The sequence below is a fragment of the Bacillus sp. A01H genome, from assembly GCF_045277205.1.
GTDB classification, from domain to species: domain Bacteria; phylum Bacillota; class Bacilli; order Bacillales; family Bacillaceae_G; genus Bacillus_A; species Bacillus_A paranthracis.
The window spans coordinates 2,002,508-2,018,519 of sequence record NZ_CP117702.1 but is presented as its reverse complement, the minus strand read 5'-3'; the positions used below and the strand labels follow the sequence as shown (position 1 = coordinate 2,018,519).

14 protein-coding genes, 1 pseudogene and 2 other annotated features are annotated in these 16,012 nt (G+C 34.7%); of the genes and pseudogenes, 3 read left to right on the top strand and 12 right to left on the bottom strand.

The features are described from left to right. Positions 1-36 precede the first annotated feature (36 nt). From thrB to PSR14_RS10620, 4 genes and pseudogenes are all read right to left on the bottom strand, one after another. Positions 37-930 (bottom strand): homoserine kinase, encoded by an 894-nt coding sequence (thrB, locus tag PSR14_RS10635; RefSeq protein ID WP_000612668.1) that lies wholly within the window; start codon positions 928-930, stop codon positions 37-39. Continuing rightward, entirely contained in the window at positions 927-1,985 is a 1,059-nt protein-coding gene (gene thrC, locus PSR14_RS10630) for a threonine synthase (protein ID WP_000276440.1), read from the bottom strand. Before thrC ends, thrB begins: the two co-directional genes overlap by 4 nt. After that, a pseudogene (locus PSR14_RS10625) lies at positions 1,978-3,272 on the bottom strand (homoserine dehydrogenase). Before PSR14_RS10625 ends, thrC begins: the two are co-directional and overlap by 8 nt. A gap of 151 nt (positions 3,273-3,423) precedes the next feature. Next, positions 3,424-3,655: a binding site (T-box leader), on the bottom strand. 114 nt (positions 3,656-3,769) lie between these two features. Next, positions 3,770-4,001: a binding site (T-box leader), on the bottom strand. 236 nt (positions 4,002-4,237) lie between these two features. Continuing rightward, the gene (locus tag PSR14_RS10620) at positions 4,238-4,876 is read right to left on the bottom strand and encodes a pyridoxamine 5'-phosphate oxidase family protein (RefSeq protein WP_000510734.1); all 639 of its coding nucleotides are present in this window, start codon (positions 4,874-4,876) and stop codon (positions 4,238-4,240) included. 82 nt (positions 4,877-4,958) lie between these two features. On the opposite strand from PSR14_RS10620, the gene PSR14_RS10615 reads away from it, so the two are divergent. Next, the gene (locus PSR14_RS10615; RefSeq protein WP_000141389.1) at positions 4,959-5,567 is read left to right on the top strand and encodes an NUDIX domain-containing protein; all 609 of its coding nucleotides are present in this window, start codon (positions 4,959-4,961) and stop codon (positions 5,565-5,567) included. A 48-nt stretch (positions 5,568-5,615) separates the two neighbouring features. Here the strand turns inward: PSR14_RS10615 and PSR14_RS10610 are convergent, their stop codons facing one another. The 4 genes from PSR14_RS10610 to PSR14_RS10595 all read right to left on the bottom strand — a co-directional run bounded on the left by PSR14_RS10610 (position 5,616) and on the right by PSR14_RS10595 (position 8,929). Further along, the gene (locus PSR14_RS10610; protein WP_000271090.1) at positions 5,616-5,954 is read right to left on the bottom strand and encodes an SdpI family protein; all 339 of its coding nucleotides are present in this window, start codon (positions 5,952-5,954) and stop codon (positions 5,616-5,618) included. Between the two features lie 75 nt (positions 5,955-6,029). Beyond that, positions 6,030-6,857 carry a peptidoglycan-N-acetylglucosamine deacetylase gene (locus PSR14_RS10605; RefSeq protein ID WP_000291229.1) on the bottom strand — a complete coding sequence of 276 codons (828 nt, stop codon included), beginning with the start codon at positions 6,855-6,857 and terminating at the stop codon, positions 6,030-6,032. 117 nt (positions 6,858-6,974) lie between these two features. After that, positions 6,975-7,847 carry an aminoglycoside 6-adenylyltransferase gene (locus PSR14_RS10600; protein WP_001258495.1) on the bottom strand — a complete coding sequence of 291 codons (873 nt, stop codon included), beginning with the start codon at positions 7,845-7,847 and terminating at the stop codon, positions 6,975-6,977. A 362-nt stretch (positions 7,848-8,209) separates the two neighbouring features. Further along, on the bottom strand, positions 8,210-8,929 hold the full coding sequence (locus tag PSR14_RS10595) for a 3-ketoacyl-ACP reductase (protein ID WP_000818985.1): 720 nt from the start codon (positions 8,927-8,929) through the stop codon (positions 8,210-8,212). A gap of 258 nt (positions 8,930-9,187) precedes the next feature. Between PSR14_RS10595 and PSR14_RS10590 the strand changes: the two genes are divergently transcribed. Continuing rightward, a complete protein-coding gene (locus PSR14_RS10590) occupies positions 9,188-9,712 on the top strand; it encodes a DUF3139 domain-containing protein (protein WP_001997270.1) in 525 nt (174 codons plus the stop codon). Between the two features lie 24 nt (positions 9,713-9,736). Here PSR14_RS10590 and hitS read toward each other — a convergent pair whose 3' ends face one another. From hitS to PSR14_RS10575, 3 genes are all read right to left on the bottom strand, one after another. After that, positions 9,737-10,810 carry an envelope stress sensor histidine kinase HitS gene (gene hitS / locus PSR14_RS10585; RefSeq protein ID WP_001254318.1) on the bottom strand — a complete coding sequence of 358 codons (1,074 nt, stop codon included), beginning with the start codon at positions 10,808-10,810 and terminating at the stop codon, positions 9,737-9,739. Continuing rightward, positions 10,807-11,484 (bottom strand): envelope stress response regulator transcription factor HitR, encoded by a 678-nt coding sequence (gene hitR / locus PSR14_RS10580; protein ID WP_000937025.1) that lies wholly within the window; start codon positions 11,482-11,484, stop codon positions 10,807-10,809. Before hitR ends, hitS begins: the two co-directional genes overlap by 4 nt. Before the next feature lie 88 nt (positions 11,485-11,572). Further along, entirely contained in the window at positions 11,573-13,333 is a 1,761-nt protein-coding gene (locus PSR14_RS10575; RefSeq protein WP_406644201.1) for an ABC transporter ATP-binding protein, read from the bottom strand. Positions 13,334-13,573: 240 nt separating this feature from the next. Between PSR14_RS10575 and PSR14_RS10570 the strand changes: the two genes are divergently transcribed. Continuing rightward, positions 13,574-14,338: an alpha/beta fold hydrolase gene (locus PSR14_RS10570; protein ID WP_001194298.1), complete on the top strand. Its 765-nt coding sequence runs from the start codon at positions 13,574-13,576 to the stop codon at positions 14,336-14,338. A gap of 98 nt (positions 14,339-14,436) precedes the next feature. Here the strand turns inward: PSR14_RS10570 and entFM are convergent, their stop codons facing one another. Next, positions 14,437-15,705, bottom strand: a complete 1,269-nt coding sequence (entFM, locus tag PSR14_RS10565; RefSeq protein ID WP_000755535.1) for an enterotoxin EntFM — start codon at positions 15,703-15,705, stop codon at positions 14,437-14,439. Positions 15,706-16,012 lie beyond the last annotated feature (307 nt).

Here is a 16,012-nt window from a genome sequence, read left to right as displayed (position 1 = left end):
TTACAACATAAAGAAAGCTAGCGATACTAGCTTTCTTTATAATCCAATATGTTCTTCTTTATTTACAGTAATCCCTCTATGATCAATTTCTAGCTCACACACTTTCATAGACGTAAATACTCTCGCTAATTGCTCAGCAATTTCTTGACGTTTCTCATACGGCGTTAATATAAAAATAGATGGTCCTGCACCGCTAAGCGCTGTACCGTATGCACCGAATTCTTTTGCACATTTACGAATAGATGGTAATAACGGTACAAGCTCTAAACGATACGGCTCGTGAAAATGATCCCTTTCCATCATTTCGCCTACAACTTTCCATTTCTTTTGACATAAAGCAGCTACTAATACATTACTTATTGCACTAGCCTTAACAGCTTCATGAAACGGGAATACATCTGGTAATACAGATCGACTTTCATCTGTATTTAGCTCTTCATTTGGAATAAGAGAAATAACACCTAATTCCTTACTTTCAATTCTTACAACCGAAACATTCTTCCCATCAAGTGCTCCGATTACAGTTCCTCCTAATATAGAAGCAGCAACATTATCAGGATGACCTTCAAAATTTGTAGCAATTTGAACTCTTTGATCAGTCGTTAAGTTCAATTTTCCGAGTTGATTCGCAAGCTCTATCCCAGCTACAATTGCTGATGCACTACTTCCTAGACCTCTTGTTAGCGGAATGTTACTAGTAACTTCTATTATATAGGGTGATAAAGAAGGACATACTTTACATGCCGTGCTAACAATTAAATTTTTATCGTCTGTCGGAATTGAATCTTCAAAGGAATGGATTACTTGCCATTTATCAGCTTTTTCTTTAACTACTACATGTAAATATAATGACAAAGCTATTCCTACTGAATCGAATCCAGGTCCAACATTCGCTGTACTAGCAGGAACACGAATACTTAATGGTATCACGACATAATCACCCCTTTAATATGCTCTTTAATTTGTTCTATATTATTTGAAACACTTGCAATATCTAATGTATTAGAAGAAATTGCGATATCAGGATCTTTCAAGCCGTTTCCAGTTAAAACTGCAACAACTGTTTCTCCTTTTTTGATTTTTCCAGATTGAACATGTTTCATTACGCCAGCTAATGAAGCATTCGATCCTGGCTCAGCGAAAACCCCTTCCGATTTTGCTAATAATCTATACGCATGTAAAATTTCTTCATCTGATACCATATCTATTTCACCGTGAGATTGCTCAGCAGCCTCTACTGCATATGACCAACTTGCTGGGTTACCGATGCGAATCGCTGTTGCAATTGTTTCTGGCTCGTCAATTACATGCCCTTTTACAATAGCAGCTGCTCCTTCCGCTTCAAATCCATGAATTCTTGGCTTCTTATATCCTTTTTCTTTCTCATATTCACAGAAACCCTTCCAGTACGCTGTAATATTCCCAGCATTCCCAACAGGAATCGCTAAAACATCTGGTGCACTTTGCAATTGGTCACAAATTTCAAATGCTGCTGTTTTTTGCCCTTCAATTCGATAAGGATTTACCGAGTTAACTAATGTGATTGGCTCTTCTGCAGCAATATTTCTTACAGCCTTTAGTGCATCATCAAAATTTCCTTCTATTGAAATAATTTCAGCACCATAGGCAACTGCTTGCGCTAATTTTCCATGTGCAATTTTCCCTTCTGGGATTACGATAATACATTTCATTCCAAGACGTGCCGCGTATGCTGCGGCCGATGCTGATGTATTACCTGTTGACGCACAAATAATGGCCTCTGAACCTTCTTCTTTCGCCTTCGCAACTGCCATTACCATACCACGATCTTTAAAAGAACCTGTCGGATTCGCTCCTTCATACTTACCGTATAACTGAATTCCTAATTGTTTTGATATATTTAATAACGGGATAAGCGGTGTATTCCCTTCCATTAAGCTCACATCAGGTGTATTTTCATTCACTGGTAAATAAGAAGCATACTGTTTTAATAATCCTTTATACATATTGTTTTTCCTCCTCAATAATGTAATAACTGTTTATTTCACTTGCGACATCTTCTATCGCTCCTAAAACTCGTTCAAATTGATACTTTGAAGTTTGATGTGTCACAACAACGACTTCTGCAAGTTCACGATTTAAAGGTAATTGAATCACTTCTTTTAAACTTACAGAATAATTAACGAAACATTCTGTTATTTTTTGCAACATCCCAGGTTCATCTCGTAATGAGATACGTAAGAAATATTTCGAAACGACTTCTTCATCCCCTTGTAATTCGTACGGCTCTGGTTCTTTTAACGCACTTTTATTTTTCTGAACTTGATTCATATTTTTAACGATTGAAATAATATCACTTACTACAGCAGAACCAGTCGGTAACTTCCCAGCTCCAGGTCCGTAAAACATTACTTCCCCTACTGCTTGACCGTGAACATATACTGCATTAAATTCATTATTTACATTCGATAATGGATGATGACTAGGTAAAAGAGTCGGTTCTACACTTAAATGAATGGCTGATCCTTGTTTCTCTGCTTTACCAATTAATTTCATTGTAAACCCTAACTTTTCAGCCATTTGTAAATCTTCTTTTCAACCTTTCGAATCCCTCTTACTTGCACATCATCTAAAGAAACATTCATCGAAAAACCTAAGTTTGCAAGAATCGCTACCTTTCTCGCCGCATCTAGCCCATCTACATCCGCTGTCGGATCTGATTCTGCGAAACCTAATTTTTGTGCTTCCTGTAAAGCCTCTTCATACGACCATCCATTTTGACTCATCTTTGTTAACATGTAATTTGTTGTACCATTTACAATCCCCATTATTTTTTCAATTTGATCTGATGCTAATCCGTCTGTTAACCCTCTTAACACCGGAATACCGCCCGCTACACTTGCCTCATAACATAAATCACAATCATTATCGTTCGCCAGTTGGAGAAGTTCTGCACCGTATACAGCCATTAAATCTTTATTTGCTGTTACGACATGTTTCTTATTTCGTAAAGCTTTAACAATATGCTGCTTCGCTTCTTCAATTCCGCCCATTACCTCTACTACAATATCAATATTTGAATCATTTAGAACTTCATCAACATGACTTGTTACTACGATTCCATCAATACAAACATCACGTTCTTTTTCTAAATCACGTACAGCAACTGTCTTCACTTTCACTTCATACCCTGTATCAAGTGCAATTTTTTTATAATGTTCTTTCAAAATATGGACAACACCACTTCCGACCGTACCTAATCCTAACACCCCTACATTAACAACATTATTCATCTTCTAATCTCCTCCTACAATTTTATTTTTTATCTTTATCAATCACCTTACTCTGCTTTTCAATCATGCAGGTGGTGGTTATTTCCGTACGTACAAATTGTTTCATTTTACTGCACCTCCTTTCAAAGTAAAAAAACACACTCATCCCTAGGAAAGGGACGAATGTGTTTTCGTGGTTCCACCCTTGTTCCAATCTAGACGTATCTCCTCCTAGATTGCTCAAGTTCAGATAACGGCTGATACCGTCAATAATTACTAGATTACTCGTTCACTATTGAAGTTCAAAGGTGGTAAAACCATTTCTCGTGTTAGGAAGCTCACACCCTTGACTTCCCTCTCTGTAAACCGTAAAAATGATTTCGTGTCCTTATCGTTACTTTTTCGTTCATGTTTATTTGTTAACTCATTATACTCGCATAAAAAACAAAATCAATACCATTTTTTAATTATTTTAAATTTTCAATCTGCAAGCCATAAAAAAACACACTCATCCCTAGGAAAGGGACGAATGTGTTTTCGTGGTTCCACCCTTGTTCCAATCCAGACATATTTCCTCCTAGATTGCTCAAGCTCAGATAACGGCTGATACCGTCAATAATTACTAGATTACTCGTTCACTATTGAAGTTCAAAGGTGGTAAAATCATTTCTCGTGTTAGGAAGCTCACACCCTTGACTTCCCTCTCTGTAAACCGTAAAAATGATTTCGTGTCCTTATCATTACTTTTTCGTTCATGTCTATTTGTTAACTTATTATAGTTATCAATCTTTTAAAAAGCAAGCCTATTTTTGTTCATTATTTTTAAAAATACGAATCATTTTATTTTAAAATAACAAATCATCTAATATAGATTTCTACTCTTGCACATGTATTCATCACTTACAAACTAACAAGATTGATATTAAAGTCTCATTCTAAAACGTTTAGAGTTTCACACCTCAACACTATATTTAAAAAGTATTTTTTTAATATAATCTTTCCCTATAACTTTCTTCTAAAGAACGTGCAACATCTTCTTCTGAAGCATTCACTTTCGCATGCTCCAACAACATTTTTGCTGCTGAAGGTAACTCTTTTTTATGTAACCAAGATTCCGGATCCCACATTTTAGAACGAATAAAAGCTTTTGCACAATGAATATAACACTCTTCTATTTCAACAACAATTCCAAGTAGCGGATTGCGTCCATTTACCTGCATTTCTTGCAAAATTTCTTCGTCGTTTGTTATATACGCTCGGCCATTTATTCTGAGTGTCTCCCCAAGACCTGGGATGAAAAAGATTAATCCTACACGTGGATTGGAAATAATATTCAAAATGGAGTCTATACGGCGGTTGCCTGGTCTTTCTGGAATGATAATTTTATTATGGTTTAATACGTAAACAAATCCAGGTGCATCTCCTCTCGGTGAAGCATCACACTCTCCTAATTTATTTGCTGTAGATAATACTAGAAAAGGAGATTTAGACAGAAAATCTACGCAATGGTGGTCTAATGATGAAATAACCTTTTTCAAAGCTCGCTCACTTGGTTCCCCTAATATTTTCCGTAATTCTACCTCAGTTGAAATAATCGATTTTATTTCCGTCCTCTCTATACCCACTTATACCCTCTCCTTTTTTCTTTATTTTCCCAAAATCAATTACAAATATTGTATAATAAAATTTGCAGAAAGGGGAATTAAAATGACAGAGTGGTTAACGATATTTGATTCTGAAAGAAATACACTTGGGAAGAAATTACGTGATGAAGTGCACCGTGACGGTGATTGGCACGAAACATTTCATTGTTGGTTTGTAGAAAAAGATGATGAAGATATGTTTTTATATTTCCAATTACGCTCTAAAAATAAAAAAGAAGCTCCGAACATTTGGGATATTACTTCAGCTGGACATATTATGCATGATGAAGATGTACAAAGTGGTGGTCTTCGTGAAATTGAAGAAGAATTGGGGCTTTCTTTTCAAACGACTGATTTAGCATATAAGGGCATCTTTAAAATAGATTATGAAATTTCAAATCTTACGGATCGCGAGTTTTGTCATATGTATTTCCACAATGTCATCAATCCACTTCCATTCGCACCAGGTGAAGAAGTAGACGATGTGATGAAAATACATGCAACTTCTTTTCTACAGCTATTAAAAAGAGAGATTCCATCTTTTACAGCTACTTCTGTTTTGAGCAATAAACCGCTAACGATAACTTTTGATGATATCTATCCATATGATCTTGCATACTATGAATTTGTTGTTGAACAAGGAAAAGACTTACTAGAAAATAATAGTTTATAAATAAAATAGGACTTCTAGCATTATATTGCATGAAGTCCTATTTTTTCATTATTGTTCAAGCATTTTTAATCTACTCTCTACTCGTATAAATAAACGAATGATTAATAACAGCATAATCACCATAATCGCTATCATTGTATGTGGATATCTAAACAGTATACTAACAACACTTCCAATTAACATCATAATGAATCCGTTTTGCTTCATCACTTCTGCACTATACCTATTACCTACATCCCATAATTCTTTATTTTTCATAGATCGTTTCGTACGATAACCATATGCCGCATTAATATCGGTCGGTGGATTTTTTTGAAGGACAATCGCCGCAAGTATAAATATAATACCTATTAAAATACTCATTCCTATGTTTATTAGTGCATACATCAATTATATTCCCTCCTAACAACCTACAGCTTCATTATACGACAAAATCCTGTTTTTTCCAATTTAACAACACATTCACTTCCGCTCTTTCGATGTTTGGAACATACTTGGCAGCGTTACAAAGCGCGCCCCTTTCGTTTTTAACTGCGGAATCATTTTGTCTAGCGCCTCTACAGATCCTTGCAGGCGTCCACCTGGAGTTGAATGTTGAAGTATGATACTACCAGGGAATGAGTTCCCTAACACATTATTTGTAATCGTATCAGCACTTACACCTTTCCAATCAACTGTATCCACACTCCACTGTACAATCATAAAGTTTTGCTCAGTTGCCCAATGCAATTGATTTTCAAGTATTTCACCATACGGCGGGCGTATAAATTTAGGAGCATAGCCGGCTATACGTTTTAATATTTCTTCCGTTTTTATAATTTGATTACGGTACTCATCCTCATTTACTTTCGCTAAATTAGGATGACTATACGTATGATTACCAATTACATGCCCTTCATTCGCAATACGCTTTACTACATTTGGAAACTTTTCTGCATTTTCACCAAGCAGGAAAAAAGTCGCTTTTACATTATGTTGTTTTAACTTATCTAATATTTTTGGCGTGAATTCTAAATCCGGTCCATCATCAAATGTAAGTGCGACTTCCGCTTTATTGTACGGTCCTGAAAATGCGTACGCATATTTTTCAACCCAAGAAAATGGCGTCCACGATCCACGCTCATCTGCTTTCATTTGTACTTCATAATTTTGAGGGGTATATGCGTATGGCAATGAGTTTATATAGTCTCCATAATAAAATGAGTTATATGGCATATAAGCATACGAAACATTTCGTTCTAGTCCCCATTGATATGGAGTAAACATTTGTGGCGAATAAAAATAATACATGATAAAAACCTCCCTAAATTTTCATATGTGATTCCTCTGCACTTTGTTAGAGAAATTGTTATTCATAAACAAAAATAAGACTGTCCGTCATTTGGACAGTCTTACTGCTGACTATTATTAATAAATTGATGTACTATCTTTCGGTAAAGCTTTCACATGTTTTAAATAACTTGTCACTCTGTCATCATCACCTTGCGGGTACGGATATCCATAAGCGTTAGCAATTTCGTTCGCCACTTCCCTAAATAAATTACCCATGACAAAGAATGACTCCCATATGTTTTCATATTCCGCATTAGAAAATGTCCTCTTAAATTGCACCCACATATCTTTTTCAATATATTTCTCGAAATGCTTTCCAAATTTACCTGCATTAACTGTAAAGTCTGTTTTCATACCAATATGCCATTCTAGCATTACTATGAACATATCTCGCACTGGTCCTTCAAGCATTCCTTTTGCATAAGAAAGCTCTTCTCTCCATAACCCTTTTGCCACATTCGTACTACACCACCAAAATTCATTACAGCAACCTAAAAACTCTTTTTCTGTAGGCTTTTTTATTAAGTAATCTTTATCGCTTGCTGGCGGGAATTCTTCCATACAATTATCTTTATCGAGAAGTAATTTACTTAAACTATCTTGTCCAACGAACTTTTTTATTAAATCAACCGGAACTAATGTTAAATCAATCCGATTTCCATCCATGAACTGCATTAAATACGGAAACTTCCCGTCTCCATCTGGTGGAACTAATGACATTTCTTCTGGCATTTGTACAATCATTATTTCTCCAAACCTATGAATCCAATTATGATTAGACGTAAAAGAGCGTATATCTTTTACAACATATATAATATCGTAGTCTTGAAAACAATCTCTTTTCACATTTGGATTTACACGCGATCCATTCATGATGACAGCTCGAATTCTTTCATCCTCTTTTGCTGTATTCATAATTAAGTCTATCATTTCTTTTTCTGTTCTCATCTACTCACAACCTCCAATTTTTTATATAAAATATAGTGATATGTATATAGGAGGTCCACGAGCTAACTGCGTTGTATACGATACAAGTTATAATTTTTCAAACATCTTTTTCATTCTATTTATCTCCTTTCGTTATTCTTTTACGAAAATGTAAAATCTTTCGGTATTCATACATCACTCATGTATTGATCAACAGCCGTCCACTTCTCAATCATACTCATGGAAATACCATCGCTTTCAATACTTTTCTACTATTCACTTTCAATTATACAGAAAATTCTATCTTATATACAAAAAATAAAGAAGGGACATCTACTTCATTACAAAATAGATATCCCTTCTTTTGTTTATACATGTATCCCTTACGGATTAGTAGACCAAAGTCCTGCTGATTTAATAAATGTACGTTTATTTAATTTCAGCTGCGCTACGATAAACTCTGCAATATCTTCTGCTTGCATAACTTTATCAGGATTTCCATCAGTTAGCCCTAAATCTACAGCCATATCTGTTGCTACTGTACTTGGAGTTAAAGCAGTTACGCGAATGTTATGTTTACGAACTTCCATCGCTAACGATTCTGTTAAGCCAAGAACACCAAATTTAGAAGCACTATATGCACTTGTTACAGGTGCACCTTTTTGTCCTGCTGTAGATGAAATGTTAATGATATCACCAGATTGTTGTTCAATCATGCTTGGTAAAGCTGCACGAGTTGCATAGTATACACCCATTAAGTTTACTTGAATGATTTTTTCCCAATCAGCAACGTCTAGTTCTAAAAACTTACCGAACTTAGAAATACCAGCGTTATTAATTAAAATATCGATAGATCCTAAACCGTTTTTTAACGTCTCAATTGCAGTAGTCACTTCTTCATATGAAGAAACATCAGCAGTCGCAATAACAGCTTTTACGCCTTCTGCTTCTACTTCTTTCGCTACAGCTTTTAAGTTTTCTTCTGAGCGAGCTAAAAGACCTACATTTACGCCCTCTTTCGCTAATGCGATCGCTACAGCGCGACCAATCCCTCTACCTGCTCCTGTAATTAAAGCATTTTTGCCTTGTAATAATTCTGCCAAGTATAACACTCCTTAATCATCTCAGTTATGTATTATATTAAAATTGTATCTATGTTTATGTAAAAAGGCAATGATGCACTTTCATGTGCGTAGGTTACTTGTAGGTAACTATAGAAAGTTCTTATTTATAATTCTCATCTTTTTTCCATAATTCATGTAAAATAGAAATAAATTCCACAAAGGAGAGCATATGCGTATGAAAAGAAAAAATGGTTCTTGTCACTATCTGCAGTCGGACTATTTAGCATATTTTTGGCTATGTACTTTATATTTGGTAATCCACTATATTATAAAGTAATAGAAAAAGAAACTAACGAATATCTCCATACTATAAAAGGATATAAGCAAAAAGAAATACAAAGCATAACCGGAAAATATACTTCCCTTTATAATATCGGCTATTATGCAGAGGTAGTATATAAAGACGAACCTTATTTTACATACTCTTATACATACGATAATAATAAAAAAATAATACAAGACAATGGCATTTTAGGAAGACATACTGAATCATTTGAGCATCTTAATTTAAATTGTTCACTGTTCGATCAACTAATACAAGGGATTCATACGAACTTACAAGAAAGAGGTTTAAGTGAAAAAAAGGATTATTCTATACGACACATTCATTTCATTGATATAGATGATGATAAAAACGATGCAGAAGCATACGTTGACTTTAAGAAAGATGAAAAATCAGATTATTCATACCGTATGAATAATGAAGGAAAAGCTTATCAATATAGTTGCAGTAATGGGAAATGTATTTTTAAAGAAAAATAGTGTTAGAATGTTCCCCTTCTAACACTATTTCTCTTCATGATTCGAAATACGTACAATAAATTCCGTACCACTGCCTTCCTCACTCTCGACTTTTATTTCTCCTTGATGAAGGTCGAGTACTTTTTTTACGATAGCCAAACCTAAGCCACTCCCTCCATAAGCACGATTTCGTGAAGAATCCGCTTTATAAAAACGCTCAAAAATATGTTGCTTCTGTTCTTCAGATATTCCAATTCCCGAATCGCGAATACGCACTTCCACTACTTTCTCATATTCTTTTAACTGGATTGTAATTGTGCCACCACTTGGAGTAAATTTAATACTATTATGAATTAAATTAATCCAAACTTGACTCATACTTTCTTGGTCAGCAGTAATGTGCACTTTCCCTAAATTAAGTTCCAATTCAATTTCTTTTTCAGCCCAGAGCGGTTCACTATTTAACACAATTTGCTTTAACTGTTGATCTAATCGATAAGTTACTCTTTCTGGTGTATATTCTTCCGACTCTAAAAGGGTAAGCTTCAGTAAATTTTGACTTAGTTTAGATAATCTCGTCGTTTCCGTTTCAATAATGGTAAGGTAATGCTCTCTCTTTTCCTCGGAAAGATTGTTATCTTGTAGCGCTCTAGCAAATCCTTTTATAGAAGTTAATGGTGACTGTATTTCATGAGAAACATTCGATACAAATTCCTGGCGCATTTTCTCCATCGCATTTAGTTCATCTGTCATATCATTTATACTTTTTACGAGCACACCAATTTCTCCATCATATTTCTCTTCATTTCGTATTTTTACGGAGAAGTCCCCTTTTGCAATTTTTTGTATCGGTTCAATAATAGTCCAAATCATCGCCTCTCGCTTCGGTCTCATTAATACTGCAATTAATATCCAAAGAAGAATCATAAATATAAAACTGAGTATGTCACTAATGAGGTAGGTAACAAAAGGAGATAAATGTATTGCAAGTGCATCCAATATACTAGATGATACATAAAATGCTGTAGACCAAATAATAGTAAGAAAAGAAAAGAGTGCTATTATCGCTCCCGTTACTTTTAGCATCTTGAATTTACTCATTCGCTCTCTTCTTCTCATTTACTTACCTCTAAGCGATATCCTAAGCCTCTTATCGTTTTAATACTAAATCTCGATTTCTCTTCTTGGAACTTCTCACGTAACCGATTCATATGAACATCTAATGTTCGCTCATTTCCTTCAAAATCATATCCCCATACATCTTCAATTAATTGCTCTCTCGAACAAGTTCTTCCCGCTTTAGAGCCTAAAGTAAATAGCAATTCGAATTCTTTTAGTGGTAACGTAACTGTTTGTTCTCCAATTGTAACTTCAAATGTTTTACGATTTAACAGTACATTTCCAACTTGAATTGATTGCGATACTGTAATTTGGTAACGTTTCAATAACGCCTTAACTCTCACTACTAGTTCTATCGGATCAAATGGTTTTACAAGATAATCATCCGTTCCAAGATGAAATCCTTTTACTTTTTGAGACGTTTCTCCTTTAGCAGTTAACATCAAAATCGGAATATCATAGTATTTCCTTAATTCAAAACATACATCAAATCCATCCATATTCGGCATCATGATATCAAGAATAACCATATCAACTTTCACTTCATCTATTTTTTGAAGTGCATCTAGACCATCAATTGCTTCATATGTTTGAAATCCTTCCCGCTCTAAAAATACAGAAACAAGTTCTCTAATATGTGGATCGTCATCTACTATTAAAATTTTTGGTAGCAAAGAAAACCTCTCCTTTCTACGTAGCATCTTTTATATAACTTTTAAAAATGAATCACCAGCGGAGTATAAGCCCCACTGATGATTCATTTTATAATACGCCCTCTTTAATTTTCAATTGTTGCGTTGCAAATTCACGATACATGTCATGTGTGCGTAACAATTCATCATGTGTACCACTTCCTGTAAGATTCCCTTTTTCTATAAAGATAATTTTATCTGCATCTACTACAGTAGAAAGTCTATGTGCAATAACTAACGTTGTTCTGCCTTTCATTAAGTTATTTAATGCCTTTTGAACGACGGACTCGGACTTACTATCTAAACTTGAAGTTGCCTCATCTAACATAAGAATTTGTGGATTTCGAAGTAATGCTCGGGCAATGGCAATTCGCTGCCTTTGTCCTCCGGAAAGCTTCACACCACGCTCTCCAACTTCTGTTGCATAAGCGTTTGGCAAATCATGAATAAATGCATCAACATATGCCATCGCTGCTACTTTTTCAATTTCTTCATCTGTTACTTCCCCCTCAACACCGTAACAAATATTATCACGAATTGTTCCATCGATTAACGGACTATCTTGTGAAACGTAACCAATTTGACGTCGCCATGACTGTAATGAATAGTTCGTAATTGCATCTTTTCCTAATTTAATGGCACCGCTAGTTGGCTCATAAAAACGTTCTAATAGTGAGAATAACGTCGTTTTCCCGCTACCACTTGGTCCTACAATTGCTGTTACTTTTCCAGATTCAATTGTGAAATCAATATTCTTTAACACTTGCTCTTCTTCGTTATACTCGAAATGTACATTTTCAAGAACAATTGGTTGCTTAGCATTTGTGACTTTCACACCAGTTTCATGATCTTCTACTTCATATTCTAAAATTGTATTAATTCTTTCCGTTGCACCAATCGCCTTTTGGAATTGTGTAAAGAACATAGATAATTGACTCATCGGCATTATAATTTGAACTAAATATAAAATAAACGCTACTAGTTCCCCAATTGTTAATGCACCACTAGAAACTCTCATCCCACCATATCCTACGATAATAACAAGCAGTGCCATTAAAACAAACGACATAACTGGTGAAATTAACGCTTGCACTTTTCCCTCTTTCAAACCAAATTGCAATAACTTCTCGATACCTTTATTTCCAGTTTCATATTCTCTTTTTTCTGTGTTCGAAGATTTCACTAAACGAATTTCTGATAATACTTGCGTTAGCACACTTGTAAAAGAAGCTGTTTCATCTTGAAGCGCTTTTGAAATCTTATACATTTTTCTTCCTAGTGGAACTAAAATCAGTACTGATAATGGAATAACCGTTAAAAGTAAAAGTGTCATTTTCCAATCTAAAACAAATAATACAATTAATGATCCGACGATTGAAATACCACCTGTTAGTAAGTTTGACAAATGCTCAGAAATTAATGTCTTCACAACACCTGTATCATTTGTCATTCGGCTAATTGTATCGCCTGTTCTATTTTGATCATAATAAGATACTGGCAATATAAGTACCTTTTTCCACAAACGTTCTCTCAGTCCAGCTACAATCTTCTGTCCTATATAATTTAATAAATATATAGACAATCCTGCAGCTATAGTTTGCATAATAAAGAATGCAACTAATCCAACAATTTGTCCTGTACTAATTGAGGAAAGTGAAAAATTATCTACTAACCCTTTTGTTAACATCGGAATAAATAAACTTGCTCCCGTAGAAAGCAAACTCATTAATAACGCAAAAATAAGAATCCCTTTCGGAGGCTTTGTATCTTGAATAAGGCGTAAAAACTGCCTCCAATTCCCTTTTTTCTTTATTTCATCTCTAACTTCCATTCATGTTCATCTCCTCGTGTTAAACAAAACTGTTCTTTCTAAAAATAGAATACAATACAAATGTAAACTGAATGTAAACACACATTTTGTATTTTTACAAAATATACATAAAAACTCATCTTTACAACAGATATAAACATCTGATATTATTACCTGGTACTTAATATTATTCTATGTGAATTATAAATAACTAATTTAAAATACTATATAAATCTCCAGTTATTGAAAGGAGTATCCTTTTTGCAAACAAATATACATTCCGAAAAGGAAACAATCATTTTTATTCATGGATTAGTTGGCAATCGTCGTGCCTTCAAAAAAGAGCATAAACGATTTTCAACCTCCTACAACATTATTACGTATGATTTATTAGGTCACGGCGATGATAAAGGTGAAGCTATCGAATTTTCATTACAACGCCTCGTTGATCAATTATTGAATTTATACGAAAAAGAAGGCATTCAAAAAGCTCATATTTGCGCCTTAAGCTATGGCTGTTATATCTCTACCATTTTTGCACAAATGCACCCAGAAAAAGTATTAAGCATTTGTCATATTGGCGGCCATTATAATAATCCTTCTCTTTTATATAGCGTATTTCAAAAATTTTGGGAGAAACGAGGAGACGATTACTCTAAATGGCTCTCTCAATACGCAAATACCATTTTTCCAAGTGGTATACTAAAAGCAAACCCATTTGCAGTCATTTCAAGAAATATTTATTACCGTTTCGGATTGCAATTACATTCATCAATTATTGTCCAATCATTACGACATCGGTTAGAATTCGATTTAAAATCTAAATTAAAATCACTTCCCCACCCTATACTATGGGTAATGGGTGAACATGATCATCTCTATAAATCTTGTCTTTTTGATTTAAAGTCCATTCTTCCTAACGTTTTATATAAAGAAATACCGTTAGCAGGACATGCAGCAAATTTATTTCGCCCTAACTATTTCCATGACCTATACGATCGATTTTTAAACGGGAAGTTAAAGTAAAAACTACTATACTCCCAATTTATTCAACTATAAAAAGGCTTCCCAAGTTTCCCTGGAAAGCCTTTTCTCTATTCGAAAAGTATATAAACTACTTTTTCTTAGTATGCTTTTGTGTAACCTAAAAGGTGCTTGCTCCAGTAAGAGTTGCTTACTGAACTAATACGTACGCCAGTTGCATCAGTTTCTGCACTAATGAACTGACCGTTTCCTAAGTAAACACCCATGTGAGAAGGACCTGATTTATAAGTGTTTTGGAAGTATACTAAATCACCTGGTTGTGGATTGCTAGTTTTTGTTTTAGAGCTCCAGTATCCAGCAACTGTTTGACGAGCGCCTTTATGACCAGTTTGATTTAATACGTAGTGAATGAATCCACTGCAGTCAAAACCAGCAGGTGTTGTACCAGCAGTTCTGTATGGTGAACCATTTAAAGATCTAGCGAAACCAGCGATTGAAGATGTATTTCCACCTGTTGTTGGTTTTTGTACGTCTTTAACTGGTTGTTGAACGTTATTCGTAACGTTGTTTACTCCGCCTTTTACAAACTTAACGAAGTCTGCACTTACGTAACCTGCACGGCCGTTATGGTTAATTTTGTACCAACCATTTTCAGCGCCAGTAACGTTTAATACTGTACCGTTTGTTACGCCACCAATTACAGCGTTGTATGTAGCTGGGCCTGTACGTACTTTTAGAGCACCAGTGTTAACAACATAAGAACCACCAGTTTGAACTGTAGTAGTATTGTTGTTTGTAGTTGGTTGTTGTGTTTGGTTAGATACAGCAGAACCACCTTTTGTTACGAAGTCTTTGCTTACGTATCCAGTTCCACCATTGAAGTTGATTTTAAACCAATCTTGTACTTCACCAACAACTTGTACTGTTTTACCTTTATTTACAGAGCCTAATACTGTATGAGATGTACTTGGGCCTGTACGTACGTTAAGTGAAGAAACGTTTACTGTGTAAGTACCAGTTCCTTGTTGAACAGTAGTTCCTGTTTTACCACCAGTCGTTACGAAGTCACCACTTACATAACCAGTTTGACCGTTTACAGTTACTTTGAACCAACCGTTTTCTTGTCCAATTACTTGTAGTACTTGACCTTGTTTTACTTTAGAAATAACGCTATGTCCTGTACCAGCACCTGAACGAACATTTAATACATCAGCAGTTACTGTGTATTTTAAGTCAGATTTTGTTTCTACAGTTTTTGTTTCAGTTACAGTCGTTTGAGTTTGAGTTTGAGTTTGTCCATTAATTTCTTTTAGCGCTTCGTTTGAAACTTGTGCTTGAGCAGAATCCATACCTGGAACTGCAACACCTACTACAGAAGCTGCTGCTAAACCTGCAATTACTTTTTTCATAAGTTGTCTTTACTTCCTTTCCCTACTATCCTCTTTAAAAAAACTTATAAACTTAATACTTTACAATATTATCAAAGTAAAATATTCATTAAGTTCCATTTTTTAGCAAGAGTTTTATTTTTCACACAGAGTTCATTTTAAATGAATGAAGTGAAATCCGTGTGAACTTCATGTGAACTTTACCATTAAACTTACTCTTTTTGCAATGCTTTTTTCATATTTCTTATGTATTTCATTGAAAATTCGACATACCATTCATTATCTTAGTAAATATTTTTCTATCCACTTTGAAAAATTCTATTCATCT